At 72.7% G+C, this 14351-nt stretch carries 8 protein-coding genes; 5 read left to right on the top strand and 3 right to left on the bottom strand.

The genetic code is table 11. The features are described 5' to 3' along the window. The first annotated feature begins 121 nt into the window (after positions 1-121). The 4 genes from G443_RS15925 to G443_RS15940 all read left to right on the top strand — a co-directional run bounded on the left by G443_RS15925 (position 122) and on the right by G443_RS15940 (position 8496). Positions 122-1165 (top strand): hypothetical protein, encoded by a 1044-nt coding sequence (locus G443_RS15925; RefSeq protein ID WP_026417802.1) that lies wholly within the window; start codon positions 122-124, stop codon positions 1163-1165. A 99-nt stretch (positions 1166-1264) separates the two neighbouring features. Continuing rightward, a complete protein-coding gene (locus G443_RS15930) occupies positions 1265-3058 on the top strand; it encodes a hypothetical protein (protein ID WP_026417803.1) in 1794 nt (597 codons plus the stop codon). Between the two features lie 240 nt (positions 3059-3298). Continuing rightward, entirely contained in the window at positions 3299-4618 is a 1320-nt protein-coding gene (locus G443_RS15935) for an HPr family phosphocarrier protein (RefSeq protein ID WP_026417804.1), read from the top strand. Between the two features lie 140 nt (positions 4619-4758). Further along, positions 4759-8496, top strand: a complete 3738-nt coding sequence (locus G443_RS15940; protein WP_026417805.1) for a glycosyltransferase — start codon at positions 4759-4761, stop codon at positions 8494-8496. A 1024-nt stretch (positions 8497-9520) separates the two neighbouring features. On the opposite strand, the gene G443_RS15945 is transcribed toward G443_RS15940, so the two are convergent. The 3 genes from G443_RS15945 to G443_RS15955 form a co-directional block, all read right to left on the bottom strand. After that, positions 9521-10282, bottom strand: a complete 762-nt coding sequence (locus tag G443_RS15945) for an SDR family NAD(P)-dependent oxidoreductase (protein ID WP_026417806.1) — start codon at positions 10280-10282, stop codon at positions 9521-9523. Between the two features lie 107 nt (positions 10283-10389). Continuing rightward, positions 10390-11352 carry an aldo/keto reductase gene (locus G443_RS15950; RefSeq protein ID WP_026417807.1) on the bottom strand — a complete coding sequence of 321 codons (963 nt, stop codon included), beginning with the start codon at positions 11350-11352 and terminating at the stop codon, positions 10390-10392. A 694-nt stretch (positions 11353-12046) separates the two neighbouring features. Continuing rightward, positions 12047-12649: a histidine phosphatase family protein gene (locus tag G443_RS15955; RefSeq protein ID WP_026417808.1), complete on the bottom strand. Its 603-nt coding sequence runs from the start codon at positions 12647-12649 to the stop codon at positions 12047-12049. Positions 12650-12952: 303 nt separating this feature from the next. Between G443_RS15955 and G443_RS15960 the strand changes: the two genes are divergently transcribed. After that, positions 12953-14089 (top strand): methyltransferase domain-containing protein, encoded by a 1137-nt coding sequence (locus G443_RS15960; protein WP_051313535.1) that lies wholly within the window; start codon positions 12953-12955, stop codon positions 14087-14089. The last annotated feature ends 262 nt before the right edge of the window (positions 14090-14351 follow it).

Raw genomic sequence — 14351 nt, forward strand, 5'->3', positions numbered from 1 at the left:
CGAGACGCCTGGCCCGGGCGGGTACCCTTTGCGACGCTGGCGGGGCAGCGCGGCGCCCAGGGCGCACAACCGAAACCGCGGCAGCCGGTGACCTCCGGCCCCGGAGCGAGGAGACGCTGGGATGACCTGGCAAGAACAGTTACAGCAGCTCGACGCGGCGTTGGCCGGCGGGCAGATCAGCGCCGAGGAGCACCGCAGGCAACGGGACGAGATCCTGGCGTCGGCGTCCAGCCCGCAGGCCGGCGGGTGGACCCCCGGGGCGTTCTCCGCCAACAGCCCCCACTCGCCGATCGAACAGGCCTTCCCCTCGGGGCGGAACTTCCCCCAGCAGAACTCCGCGCAGGCCCTGGCCAACGACACCGAACGCACCCAGGTGGTGCCGGCGGTCACCGCCGGCGGACCTCCCCCGCAGGGGGCGAACGGCGCTCCCCCGTGGGGCGGCGACCAGAACTTCCCACCGCCTCCCGGTCAGGGCTGGTACTCGGGCCCGGAGTCCTTCGACGGGGCCAAGTCGTCCTCGGGCGGCGGGAAGGGCAAGCTGGTCGCGATCATCGCCGCCGCCGTCATCGGACTGGCCGCCGTCGGGGCCGGCGTGTGGTGGTTCGTCCTCCGCGACACCGGCGCGACCGCCAGCGAGTCGGAGAACCCGGGCGGTGACCAGCAGGACGCGCCGCCGGCGACGCCCCCCGAGTTCGGCCCCGACATCCTGCCCACCCTCCCGGGCGGTCCCGACGGGAACAGCGGGCTGCTCACCCCGCAGCAGGGCGTGGACCTGGGCCTGTACGGGGAGACGACGCTGGGTTCGCTCACCGAGAACGGCACCGAGCAGCTGGTGTACTCGGGCAGCAACGACGCGGGCACCTCCCACACCGTGCTGGCCTTCGAGACCGCCGGGCCGGACGGGGCCACCGCGGTCGCCGACGCCCTCGTCGACGTCCAGGCCATCCAGGAGATGGAGGTCGTCACCCTCGACGGCATCCCCGAGTCGGTCACGATCATGCGTTCCAACACCGACGGCCTCGACGTGTACCGCGCTGTCTACACCTCCGGTGACCTGACCATCCGCGTCGGAGGCGCCCGGCAGGGCGAGGAGGACGAACTGGTCCTGGTGACCGAGTTCCAGAACACCCTGAACTCGGTGCTGGACGCACTGCCCGTCGACTGACGGCACGGGCCGGCGGTCGCGTCGTCGACCGCCGGCCCGCCCGCTCCGCTTCCCGGCTGCCCGCGCTGAGGCCGCGAGCCGCCCCCCGGAAAGGCGACGATGCCCGCACGTTCCGCCAGCCCCACCAGCGACACCGCCACGCACGGGACCGCGTCCGAGGACCAGACGCGACCGGTGGCGCGGCAACCGGGCGGAGGACCACGCGCCGCCGTGATCGCGTTGCTTGTCCTGGCCGCCCTGCCCGTCCTGTTCATCCTCGTCGAGGTGTTCCGCGCCCCGCCCATGCACTACGGGGACTACTGGACGATCCTGTCGAAGGTCATCGACGGCACGGGGGCCCTGGCCCCAGCCGGCCTGTTCGAGCTGTACAACCAGCACCCGATCGTGGTGACCGGCCTGCTGTTCTACGTGGACGCCGTCCTGTTCGGTGGTTCCAACCAGCTGGTGGGCGTGCTGAACGTCGTCGCGTCGGTGGCGATGTTGGGTGCCCTGTGGACGATGTTGCCCCGGCGCCTCCCCGCGACGCTGCGCGCCGGGTTGTTGGCGACGTTCTCGCTGCTGCTCTTCTCCCCCGCGATCCTCGAGTTCTACGCGATGTCCATGAGCGGGGCCCACTGGCTGTCGGGTTTCGCGCCGGCCGTCCTGGCGCTGGCCGCGGCGCACCGGGGCCGTACCGTCGCCGCGGTCCTGTTGGCGTTGCTCGGCTCCCTCGGGCACGGCGCGGCGTTCCCCGTGTGGCTGGCCATCGCACTGGTGGCGTGGCTGCGGCGGGACGCGGCCTGGCGGATCTGGACCCCGCTGGTGGCGCTGGGCGCGGTGGTCGTGGCGTTCCTCACCATGCCCGGTGGATCCTCGGTGCCCCCGGCCGACGCCCCCGCCATCGACGTGTACCTGATGTTGATCAGCGCGACGATGGGGCAGATCTTCGCGATCCAGTCCGTGGACCTGGCCACGCTCGCCGGCCTCGCCGGGCTGGTCGGGGTCGCCGTCTCGGTCACCGTGGTGGTCCGGGCCCGGTTGGCCGCCGCGCCCCCCACGGCCAGCGGTGAGGTCACCACCGGGACGCCGGGTCGGCGGGCGGCCGAGTCCGCCGGTTGGGTGGGCCTGGCCCTGCACGCCGCGCTGGTCGCCGCGATGGTCGGCAGCAGCCGGGTCAGCCTGGGTGTCGACATCGGCCAGTCGGCCCGCTACGCGATCATCCCGGCCCTGACCTGGATCGCCCTCGTCACCCTGTTCGTCCTCCTCCGCCCGCGCGTCCCCGTCGCCAGGGCCGTCGCGCTCGCCACCGCGCTCGGGGTCGTCGCCTTCGTCGCGGGCAGCACCCAGGGCCAGAAGGTCCGCAACGAGCTGCGCGCGGTTCCGCTGCTCGCCGTGGCGGCGCAGGTGGGCGCGCACGAGACGCTGGTCGGGCTCAAGATGAACCCCGACGACGTTCCCGCGTTCGCGGCGACCGGGGCCTACCCGTTCCACGACGGGTTCACCCTGGGCTGCGGGGGCCCGGAGCTGGGGGACCGCGTCGACCTGGCTTCGGTCCGGGAACTGGCCCACCCCGACCACGACACCGAGACCGCCGGCTACCTGGAGACCGGCCCCGTCGAGGGGGACGCGGAGATCTCCGGGTGGGCGCTGGTGGACGGCGTCCGCGCCGACTGCGTCCTCGTCGTGGACACCTCGGGCACCGTCATCGGCGGCGGCATGACGGGTCTCAACCGCCCGGACCTGGTGGACAACCTGCCCACCTCGGAGCCCGGCGCCGGGTTCCAGGCGGTGGCCGCCGCCGGCCTGCTGGAGGGGAGGGTGCTCGTCGCCCGCGGCGGCTCCCTGTACGAGGTGGTGGCGGGCACCGACGACGAGGCGGACGTCGACGGGGCCGGCGGGACGCCCGGGGGCTAGGGGAGCGCGGACACATGCCAAGCTGGTGAAGAGTGGTCGGCGCGGGTTCCCCGTGCACTACTCTGCAATGGTTCTCGATCTGGGTTCGATCACGACGACGTTCACGCTGTTGGCGGGCACGGGCCGGTCCCCGCCCACCGCGTGCTGTACCTGATTCGCGGGATACCCGGACGCGCCCCGAGGTGCCTCCGGTCCCGGCGGTCAGGCGGACGGAAAGCAGGCACAGGGGAGGCACGGCGGATGTCCTTGCAAGAGGATCTGCAACAACTGGACACGGCACTCGCCGCTGGCCACATCTCCGCTGACGAGTACCGGGCCCGCCGCGACAACCTGTTGAAGGGCGCCGGCGGCCAGGCGCAGCACGGTGGGTCCGCGCCGAACACCCCGGGTCAGGGCCAGCCGGCGGCGGCCCAGGGCGGCGACGGCAACCCGTTCCCACCGCCGTTCCGGTGGGGGGACAACAACACCGGCGGCGAGCACACCCAGGTGGTGCGGTCCGGGCAACAGCCAGTGCCGGGCGGCCAGAACGGTGGCGCGGCTGGCGGCGACAACGGCAGCGAGAGCACCCAGGTGTTCCGGCCGGGGCAGCTGGCGCCGCCCTCGGACCCGGACAGCACCCAGGTCGTGCCCGGCGGAGCCAAGCCCGGCGGTTCACCGGACAGCACCCAGGTGGTGCGCAACCCGGCGGGTGCCCACAACCCGGACCAGACCCAGATCGTCCGGGGCCACCAGGGCCCGCCGGGAATGCCGCCACCCCAGTGGGCGGGACAGCAGGCGACGCCACCGTGGGCCAGCGGCGACCTGCCACCCGAGTTCGGCTCCCCCTCGGTGTGGACCCAGGGCGGTGTCGAGCCCGACTTCTCCGCCGAACCGAAGGAGTCCGGCAAGGGACGGATCATCGGCATCGTCGCGGCGGTCGTCGTCCTCGCCGCCGCGGTGGGCGCGCTGATCTACTTCCTCGGCTTCGGCTCCCAGCAACAGGCGGGACCGAGCGAGAACGAGCAGCCGAACCCGCCGGTGGTCGCCAGCAGCGAGCCGCCCCCCACCCCGTCCTCCCCTCCGCCCCCACCGAGGGTCGCCCCGGAGGGTCCGCTGGCCGACTACGTGGAACTCCCCGGTGAGGAGGTCATCGCCAAGGCCGAGCTGCCCATCCAGGAGGCGATCGACCGCAACCTCCCGGACGGTGCCGAGGCTCAGCTGCTCGCCGACAACGGCGGCACCTCGGTGCTCGGGCTGGTCCGCAAGCACAACGAGACCGAGTTGATCCGGGGCATCTGGGCCTTCCAGGCCGACGGCAACGCCGGGGAACTCCTCGACGCCGTCGACCAGTTCTACGGCCAGGCCGGGCACAACGAGTTCGGCGACCTGCCCAACGGCGTGCGTGGCCGCTACCTGTCGCCCCCCGAGGACGCGGAGAACCCGATCCACACCTTCCGGGCCCACTACGTCGCCGGCGGCGCCGTGATCCGCGTCGAGGCGTTCGGTCCCGACGAGGAGGCGGCCCGGGAGGCGTTCCTCGCCCTGTTGCGGGAGCAGACGACCGAACACGCTCCGGAGTGACCACCCCTGCCCGTCGGCCGACCACCCAGCACAGTCAAGATCGACTCGCCGGGTGGTCGCCCGGCGAGTGGGGCGAGGCGCCACACGTGGCGGGACGCACCGCGTGACCGACGGAACGGCGAGCAGAGGCTGAGGGACACGTGCGAGACGGCATCGAGTACGCGGACGGCGCCGAGGACGAGGTGCTGACGATCCTCCGGAACGCCCGGGACGTGAGCGCCGGCTCACCGGAACTGGCGGCCGGTGTCACGAGCTGGGAGACGGCGTACCACCTGCACCCGCAACGGGTCGGGCTGCTGGCACCGCTGCGTCTCCGCCCGGGGATGCGCGCCCTCGACCTCGGGTGCGGATCGGGTGTGCTGACCAGGGCCCTGGCCGAGGCCGGGTTGGACGTGCTCGGGATCGAGGGCGAGGCCCCCCGGGCCGAGGCGGCCGAGGAACGCTGCCGCGACCTCGACGGCGCGCGGGTGGTCCAGGGCGACGTGGTGTCCGCTCTCGCGGCCGAGGGCCAGGAGGGCACCGCCGACCTCGCCGTCCTGTGCGGCCTGGTGGAACACGCGGTCCACCAGGGCACCCCGCCGCCCGACCTGCTCCGGGCGACGGCGGCCGCGCTCGCCGAGGACGGCGTGCTGGCCCTCGCGATCGAGAACCAGCTCGGTCTCGGCTACCTCCTGGGTCAACCAGAACCGCACCACGACCGTTCCTACCTGGGCCTCGCCGACTACCCGGCCGCGGGTTTCCCCGGGGAGGGGCGAGGACCGCGAACCTGGACTCGCAGGGTCCTCGGCGACATGTTGCGCTCGGCCGGGCTGTCCGCCCAGCGCTGGCTGCTGCCGTTCCCGGACTACAAACTCCCCCGGGTGATCCTGGACGAACGCGCCTACGCGGGGCGGGGAGCCTCGGACCTGGCGGACAAGCTCGTGCGCCACCCGCTGTTGGGTGCCTTCGGGGGTGGCGAGGTGGCCGCCCCGGCCCGCTCGCTGCACCGCATGGCGGCCGCCGAGGGTTTCGGCGCGGCCACGGCCCCCAGTTTCCTGGTGTTGGCCGCCAGGTCGGAGGAGGCGCTGGCCAGGCTGGTCGACCCGGCCCTCGGCTGGATCGTGACGATGGGCCGCCTGCCGGAGTGGCGGCGGGTGCGCCGCCTGGACACCGACCTGGTGCTCCGCCCGGTGCCGGACGCCGCCGGCCTGCGCCCGCACGCGGACCGGACCGCGGACGGCGGCCAGGCACCCCGGTGGCTGCGGCAGCGGGAGAGCGGCGAGGAACCGTGGCTGACGGGCGCACCGCTGGACCGGCACATCCTGGACAGCCTGAACTCGGGGAACCTGAAGCAGACGACGATCCTGTTGCGGGGGTGGCGCGACGCCATCCTGCACAACGCCCGGGAACTGGCCGACTCCGACCCCCGCCACCCGTACCTGCCCGGCCACCCGGGGAAGCCGGTGCTCCCCGCCGACTTCCTCGACGTCCACCCGGGCAACTTCATCATCGCCGACGACGGGGGCGCGCACCGCATCGACCGCGAGTGGGTGGCGGGCACCGGTGTCGATGCCGAACTGGCGTTGTTGCGCGCCTTGTTGGAGTTCGCCAGGGAGATCACCGCCACCGGCTCCGCCCACCCCTGGGGGCATGGCGCGAGCATCCGGGACGTGCTGGCGGAGCTGTGCGGCCTGGTCGACCTGACGTCCGTGCTCGACGAGCGGTGGTTCGAGCTGCTCGCCGCGGAGGAGGGCTTCCAGGAGGTCGTGAGCGGGCCGCGTCCCCCGGCTTCCGCCCCGCTCGAACAGGAGACCTCGGCGACGGCACCGGTTCCGGTCTGGTCCGTCGCGGGTGGGCTGCCGGGTGTGCGCGCGACGCTCGACGCCCACCGCAAGCTGCTGGCCGACTTCGAGGAGGCGCACCGGCGGCTGGCCGCCAGCGACGGTGACCTGGACCGCACGCGTACCGAGCTGGCGCAGTTGCGGGACGAGTTCCGCCGTGAGCTCGGCGAGCTGGAGAACCACCTCGAACGCGTCGAGGAGGACCGGGAGGCCCTGCTGCACCGGCTGGCCGAGGCCACCCAGCAGCTCGACCAGGTCCAGGAGCGGGCCGCGCAGCTCGACCAGCGGTTCGCCACCGCGCTGGCCGAACTGTCCGACACGGTTCGCGAGGCGAGTGCCGCCTACGCGGAGAACGAGCGGCTGTTGGCGGCCGAGACCGAGGCGAGGCAGCGGCTGGCGCGCACCAGGTCCCGGCTGGACAAGCTGGAGTCGGCCGGTCTGGTCAGCCTCGGTCACCGCTACGTGTGGCCGGCGCTGCGGGCGGTGCGAGGGACGCGCGACCTGGTCCTCGGTCGTGGCGGGGAGGAGCCGGACGGCGTGTTACGCCGGTTGCACGGCTACTTACCGCCGGCGGCGCAGCTCGCCGCGACCCGCATCCGCAAGCAGACGAGGGCGGCACGGGACGCCGCCCTGCACTGGGACGTCCGGGTACCGGACGAACCGGTGCGGGTGGGCCGGGGTCAGGTGGTGGAGTTGTCGGGCTGGGTGGCCCACGCCGACCTCCCGATCCGCCGGGTCTCACTGCTGGTGGACGGCCGGGAACACCCGGTCAACTACGGTTACTCCCGCCCCGACGTGCACAGCGCGCTGGGCGCGGCCGGTGTCCCCGTCTCCGAGAACACCGGGCTGCTGGTGTCCGTCCCGCTGGCCCCGATCACCGCGCCGGCGTCCTACCAGTTGTGCCTGCGGGTCGAACTGGCCGACGGTAGTCGGCTGTACCGGGACCTGCCGGAGCTGCGGGTGGCCCCCGGCACCGGGATCCGACCGGTGCGGGTCGAGTGGCCGGTCCCCGCCGGGTCGCGAGTGGTCGTGGCGATGGCCACCTACGAACCCGAACCCGGTTTCCTCGCCGAACAGTTCGACTCCCTCCGCGCCCAGACCCACCAGAACTGGGTGTGCGTGATCGCCGACGACGCCTCCTCCCCGGCGGCCCGGGCGTCCATCCGGGAGCTGATCGGAGGGGACGAGCGGTTCGTGCTGGTGGAACACGACGAGAACGTCGGCTTCTACCGGAACTTCGAGCGGGCCCTGAGCCTGGTCCCCGCCGACGCCGACGCCGTCGCCATGTGCGACCAGGACGACGTGTGGGACAGCGACAAGCTCCAGGTGCTGCTCGCGGAGCTGGAGGACCCGGGCGTGGCCCTGGCCTACGCGGACATGCGCCTGGTGGACCAGGCTGGGACGGTCTTCGCGGACTCCTTCTGGAACAGGCGCCGCAACCAGTGGGAGGACCTGGCCTCGCTGCTGCTGTTGAACACGGTGACCGGTGGCGCATCACTGGTCAGGGCGGAGCTGGTCCGGGACGGTGTGCTGCCGTTCCCGCCCCGCCACACCGTCGCGTTCCACGATCACTGGACCGCGTTGTGCGCGCTGGCCACCGGGCGGATCGCCTTCGTGGACCGGCCGCTGCAGTCGTACCGGCAGCACGACGCGAACGTGTCCGGCCGGCGGGAGGAGGACCTCGACGCCGTGCTGCCCGCCAGCGACCTCAGGCTGGTGCTGTCCTCGTTGGGCGTCTTCGGGCGGCTCACCGACGCCCAACGCGAACTGCTCGACGTGGGCGCCGCCAACCACCTCCCGGCGCTGGCCCAGTTCGCCGGCACGCTCCTGGTCAGGTTCCGCAACGAGCTGGACGAACGGACACGCGCCCAACTGGTGCGGTTGGCGGGTGCCGACCGGGGCGCGGGTGGCGTGCTGTCCTTGTTGCAGCGGAGCAGGAAGCAGCCGGGTCAGGTGGCCGGGGTGGACCGGTTGCTGCTCGGTTCCGCCCTGCGCCGGCGGGCGGTGACGCGATCGGCACGGCGGGCGGCCCCTCGCCCTCCGGAACCGTTGGACTGAGCGTCTCCGCCGGCTGGCACCGGTCCGCGCAGCGCGGGGACCCGGCGCCCCCCGCTCGGTGCCAGCCGGCGGTTCGTCCCGCGCTGACGCGCGACGGGTGAACCGGGGACCGACGTGGAACGTCCCGCTCCGCCGGGGGGAGGCTGGCGGAGCGGGACGGGCGACCCGGCCGCCGTGGACAGGGGGGTACGGCGGCCGGCCCGTGCCTCAGCCGACCTCGGAGTGCTCCTCGGTCGCGAGGCTGGTTCGTGGTGGCCGGCGGTGAACTCGGGAACGCGGGTTGGGTCCGTGGTCCGCTTCCGGAGTACCAGCGCGGGACGGGGGCGTCGAGTCGACGGCTCCCGAGGCCGGCGAGTCGTCCACAGCGCCACTCATGTCCACAGGGGACCTGGCGGTGGTGGTACCGCGCGCCCCCGCTCTCCTAGACTGGCCACGGGGCTGCCCCCCAGGGAGGGTGGGGGTATGCGTGGCGCCCGTTCCCCACACGCCGTACCACCCCCGCGTGTCCCTGATGACGGCCTCGCCGATCCTGCCGTCCACGGTGGTCTGTCTCCGTTGGTAGCGGAATTCCCCGTGCGGGAGCGGCGAAACCCGAATTCGCCGACACCACCCGAATGGCCGCATCGGGGTGTCGTGCTGGCGAGCGAGGTGAGCTGCCGCTCCTCGCTCCGGCGGGCCTGGGTCCCGTGGCGAGGGGCACCGGTTCGCCGCGTGTGGTGCGGCGCGGTCGACGTTCCGCCCGGTCCGGAGTCCGCTGGGGAGGAGGAGCCACGGCTGGCCGGCCCCGGCGGGAGCACGCACGAGGCGGGGCGATGGCTGGGGAAGGCGTCGTGCGCATCCCTGGATCTCGAGCGGGTGGGCCACACCCTCGTGCCGGCTCGAGGGCCGGGCCGGCGTGGCGCCGTGGCCGGCGCGGGCGGCGCGGGCGGCGGCGCTGGCCCTCCCCTGTGTGGAGCGGCGGCGGTGGTGGGGCCGGGGCGGGCACCGGGCGCCCGGCGAACGAGGCGCCCGGCGTGCCCGCTGCTCAGCGCGGCGGCATCCGCAGCGAACCGTCGAGGCGGATCACCTCGCCGTTGAGGTAGTCCTGGTCGATGATGGACAGTGCCAACCTGGCGTACTCCTCGGGCCGGCCGAAGCGTTGCGGGAAGGGTACGTTCGCCGCCAGGTTCTTCCGGAACTCCTCGGTCACGCCGGCCATCATCGGGGTGTCCAGGATTCCGGGGGCGATCGTCATGACCCGGATGCCCGAGGACGCGAGGTCCCTGGCCGCCGGCAGCGTCAGGCCGGCCACTCCACCCTTCGACGCCGAGTACGCCGCCTGCCCGACCTGACCGTCGAAGGCGGCGACGGACGCCGTGTTGATCACGACGCCACGCTGTCCGGCCTCGTCCACCGGCTCCGTCCTGGCGATCTGCTCGGCGGCGAGCCTGGTGACGTTGAACGTTCCGATCAGGTTGACCTCGACGACGCGCCGGAAGAGCTCCAGGTCGTGCACGCCCTTCCTGCTCAGGATGCGCCCCGCGTTGCCGATGCCGGCGCAGTTGACGGCGAACCGCAGGGGCGCTCCCGAGTCGACCGCCCTGCCGATCGCCGCCGACACCTGCTCGGCGCTGGTGACGTCGGCCGCGATCCGCTCGACCCCGTCGACGTCCTCGGCACGTTCCAGGGCGGCCGGCAGGTCCAGCACGAAGACCTTGGCGCCCGCCTCGGCCAGTGCCCGCGCGGTAGCCCCGCCCAGGCCGGAGGCTCCCCCGGTCACGATGGCCGCACTGCCCGTGATCTGCATCCGTACTCCCTCGCCGTCATCGGGTCTCCGTTGACCCGTCCGAACAGTCCCAGCAGGAACTTACTACCGAGTAGCCCCTGGAGGGCACCGTCGGGCGGGACTTGGCGTCACCGTGATCCCGGCGGGCAGATCGCGTCGATCTCGACGAGGTCCTCCAGCGTGGGTTGCCACGTGCCGGCGACGGCGTTCGCCTTGACCTGCTCGGGACTGGTGGCCCCCGCGATCACGGTGGAGACGGTCGGCTGGGCGGCCAGCCAACCGATCGCGACATCGGTCAGGCTGAGGTTGCGCTGGGCGGCGAAGTCCCGCAGGCGGTCGATGCGATCCCAGGGGGCCTCCGCCAACAACCTCCGCCGCCCCGCGAGCCTGCTCCCGGGTGGCGGTGGGGTGTCGCGGTCGTACTTGCCCGTGAGCAGTCCGTTGGCCAGCGGGAAGTACGGAACCAGGCCGACCCCGAACCGTTCGCACACCGGCACGACCTCACGCTCGGCCTCGCGCTCCAGCAGGGAGTAGTGGTTCTGCGCGGCGACGGGCGCGGTCAACTTGGCGGTGTTGGCGATCCACGCGGCGTCGGCGAGTTGCCAGCCGGCGAGGTTGCAGTGACCGACGTACCGGATCTTCCCCTCGCGGACGAGGTCGTCCAGCACCGAAAGGGTTTCCTCGACAGGGGTAGCCGGATCCGGTCTGTGTAACTGGTAGAGATCAATCCACTCAGTGTTCAGCCTGCGCAGGGACGACTCCACGGCCCGGCGCACATAGCGGCGAGAGCCCCGGGACCCGAAGTCGGGGCCGTTCAACCCCTGCATGTCCATCCCGAACTTCGTCGCGACCACGGCGTACTCGCGACGTCCGGACAGGGCCTGCCCGAGCAGTTCCTCGCTCCGCCCCCTCGGGGCTCCGTAGACGTCCGCGACGTCGAAGAAGGTGATGCCCATCTCCAATGCCGTGTCCACCACGGACCGGGCGCCGGCCAGGCTCTCCGTCACGGTTCCGGGCCGTCCGAGGTTGTTGCAGCCGAGGCCGACGGCACTCACGGTCAAACCGGACTCACCAAGCCGTCGCTGTTCCACGGGCACAGACCTTAAATGCTCGCCGTGGTTCTGTGTCACCTCTACCCCCGTCACTCCAGAGAGTCCACCCATACAGGTGGAATTGGTCGACGGAGAGTGACACTTCGAGGGGCGTCCAGAATTCTGGATCGGTTCGGCGCGAGCCGAGTCGAAATCGCGTCCCGCTGGAGAGGAACGATCTCCACACCGGATGGTCGACGCGGGAGCACCCCACGCTTCCCGGCCCGGGCACCACCCCACACGCCCAACCCCGCTCCCCGACACCAGGAGGGCTCGGTGGCCGTACCGTCACGCGGTGATGGCGCAGGACGTCGGGGAAAACCGGAACTCCGGAGGTACCGGTCCGGGGCGGGTCCGCCTGCCCGGCATGGGGCGGTCGCGCCAATCCGACGGCGAGCACCCGTTCCCCCGACCCGGCCGTACCTGGTCGCCACTCGCCCCCGAGCGCGCTCGCGGAGCGGGCCGCCGCACGCAGGGGCCGAAGGGCCCCGCCGACCAATCGGGCGATCGAACGGGACCCGGGCCGCCGGGGGATCGCCGGTTTCACGTGAAACAGACCTGCGGACGGCGCCTCCCACCCCTCGGGTCACCGACCAGCTGGGGTGAGGGCCCGGGTGGCCGGCCCAGCCCGACCGACGGGGTCGGGGTCGGCGTCGGCGAGTCCACGGGAGGACGGGCACGCCTCGTGCGGCCGTCAGATCCGCCACTCCTGCGGGTACTCGGTGCCGCGCAACTGGGGAGGCAGGTGTCCGACGTCGTTGTAGGTGACCACGGCCGGGGCCCGCCCCGACCGGTAGAGCAGCACGGTGAGCGAGCAGTTGTAGTCGATCATGTTCAGCCAGGTCGACTCGGCCGCGCCCAGGGCCTCACTCGTGAACCACCTGATCACGTTGCCGTGGCTGACGACCAACTCCCGGATGTCGTCCTTCGCCCTTCGGGGGATGCCGCCGTAGCGGGCCAGGGCGGCCGTCGCCTGCGCCGGCCCCTCCCGGTCCAGGACCTCCTGGGGGAAGCTCTCGAAGAACTCCGCCTGGGCCGGTGTCAGCTCCTCCGGATCCGGGATCGACGGGATGAACTCACGCAGGAGGTCGGAGGGGTAGACGGGCGCGTCCGGCAGGTACTTGGTGAGCGCGTCCAGGGTCTGGACCGCCCGGGTCGCGGTGCTGTGGTGGATCGCGTGGAAGGGCACGTCCCGCAACCGGGCGCCGAGCAACTCGGCCTGTTGCCAGCCAACCGGGGTGAGTTCGTCGTCACGTGACTCGCCATGCCGTACCAGGTAGAGCAGTCGGTTTGCCATTCCCGTCCTTCCACGAGGCAGTCACCCGCCTCGCACTGGAGAACCGTCGACAACCACAAGACGCGCACCGCACGCGCCCAGTTGCCTGCCACGCCTGGATCACCTTCCCGGTTGGGCGCGGCGGCGACCCGCTGGAAGCGGCATCCAGTCGCGGTTCAGCGGATCTCCAGCGACCGGACCGATACTCGCAGGGTGGTTCGTCACCTCCCGCGCAGCGGGCGCCCCTGGAGCCTCACGTCCCGGGCGGCGGCGAACGACGGACGTCCACGGCGCTTCCAGCGAACGACGGGACATCGGCGGGCGATGACGAGGACAGAGCGGCTTGCCGCGGAACTGGCGGAACACGGTCTTCTCTGCTCGGCCTGGCGGTCGGCGTTCACCTCGGTCCGCCGGGAGTGGTTCGTCCCCCCTCGGATCTGGATTGACGACGGGGCGGGGCGCAGACGCCCGGTTGACCGGGAGGCCGACCCGGCGGCCTGGTACGACGCCGTCTACACGAACTCGCCCGTGCTGACGCAGTTCGACGACGGGAACACCGTGTGGCCCGACAGCACCGGCCGGCACTGCACGAGTTCGACATCCCGCCCCGACCTGTTGCTCCGCGTCCTGGAAGCCCTCGACGTCCAGGAGGGCAACCGGGTGCTGGAGATCGGCACCGGCACCGGGTACGGCACGGCGCTGCTGGCAGCCCGGCTCGGTTCGGAGAACGTGGTGTCGGTGGAGGTCGACAGGGTGCTGGCGGGGGTCGCCAGGGTCTCACTGGCCGAGCACGGCTTCTCGGTCCGGGTCGTGTGCGGGGACGGAGCGGCCGGCGACCCGGGCGGCGCACCCTTCGACCGGGTGGTGTCCACGGCCGCCGTGCGACTCGGGGGCTTCCCGTGGACGTGGGTGGCGCAGACCCGGACCGGGGGAACCGTGGTGGCCCCGGTGCGGAGCGAGTTCGCCGGGGCGGCCGCCCTGGTGAGGTTCGACGTGACAGGGGACGACCGAGCGGTCGGACGGGTGCTCGGCGTGGTGGACGCGCTCCCGCTCCGCCAGCACCGGCCCGCGGTGGTGTCCCCGTCGGTGCTCACCGGCCTGACCGGTGGGCGGTTCAGCCGTACCGGGCTGGAACCGTGGCGGGTCGCGGGGACCTGGGAAGCGCGGTGGGCGGTCGGGGTTCGGGTGCCCGGTTGCGGCTGGCGGCACGCCCCTCCGCGTGACCGGGGTGCTCCCCACACCCTCCTGCTGGTGGACGCGGTCACGCGGTCCTGGGCCCGGGTTCGTTACGACGGCCGACCGGGCACGAGTGAGGTCAGGCAGGACGGACCGCGTGACCTGTGGAACGAGGTCGAGGCGGCCTACCGGGAGTGGGTGGCTCTCGGCAGGCCCGGTCCCGACCGCTACCTGGTCACGGTCACGCCGTCCGAGCAGTCAGCGGCGGTCCGGTTGGTGCACTGAGGACGTCTCCTGGGCGGCCGGATGAGCACTCAGCAATTAGTTATACAAGTCACATTTCCTTCGAGGGGTAAACCGTTCGCGGCGGCTGACCCCTGCCACTCGGCGAAGACTCCGCCAATGGGTGGAGCGCAACCCGAAGGAGATGCCATGCGTGCTCGGTTGACGAGCGCGGGCCGTGTTCGCCTGCTTCTGGGAACCGGGATCGCCGTGCTGGTTCTCGGTGGGGGCGGGGGTCTCGCCCTGGCCGACTCACCTCAGGCGA

Origin of the sequence: Actinoalloteichus caeruleus DSM 43889 (assembly GCF_000429185.2) — a bacterium.
Classification (GTDB): domain Bacteria; phylum Actinomycetota; class Actinomycetes; order Mycobacteriales; family Pseudonocardiaceae; genus Actinoalloteichus_B; species Actinoalloteichus_B caeruleus.

Excerpts from the sequence above, each read along its gene's own strand:
- G443_RS15925 (WP_026417802.1), top strand. The coding sequence starts at position 122 with ATGACCTGGCAAGAACAGTTACAGCAGCTCGACGCGGCGTTGGCCGGC.
- G443_RS15930 (WP_026417803.1), top strand. The coding sequence starts at position 1,265 with ATGCCCGCACGTTCCGCCAGCCCCACCAGCGACACCGCCACGCACGGG.
- G443_RS15935 (WP_026417804.1), top strand. The coding sequence starts at position 3,299 with ATGTCCTTGCAAGAGGATCTGCAACAACTGGACACGGCACTCGCCGCT.
- G443_RS15945 (WP_026417806.1), bottom strand. The coding sequence starts at position 10,282 with ATGCAGATCACGGGCAGTGCGGCCATCGTGACCGGGGGAGCCTCCGGC.
- G443_RS15955 (WP_026417808.1), bottom strand. The coding sequence starts at position 12,649 with ATGGCAAACCGACTGCTCTACCTGGTACGGCATGGCGAGTCACGTGAC.
- G443_RS15960 (WP_051313535.1), top strand. The coding sequence starts at position 12,953 with ATGACGAGGACAGAGCGGCTTGCCGCGGAACTGGCGGAACACGGTCTT.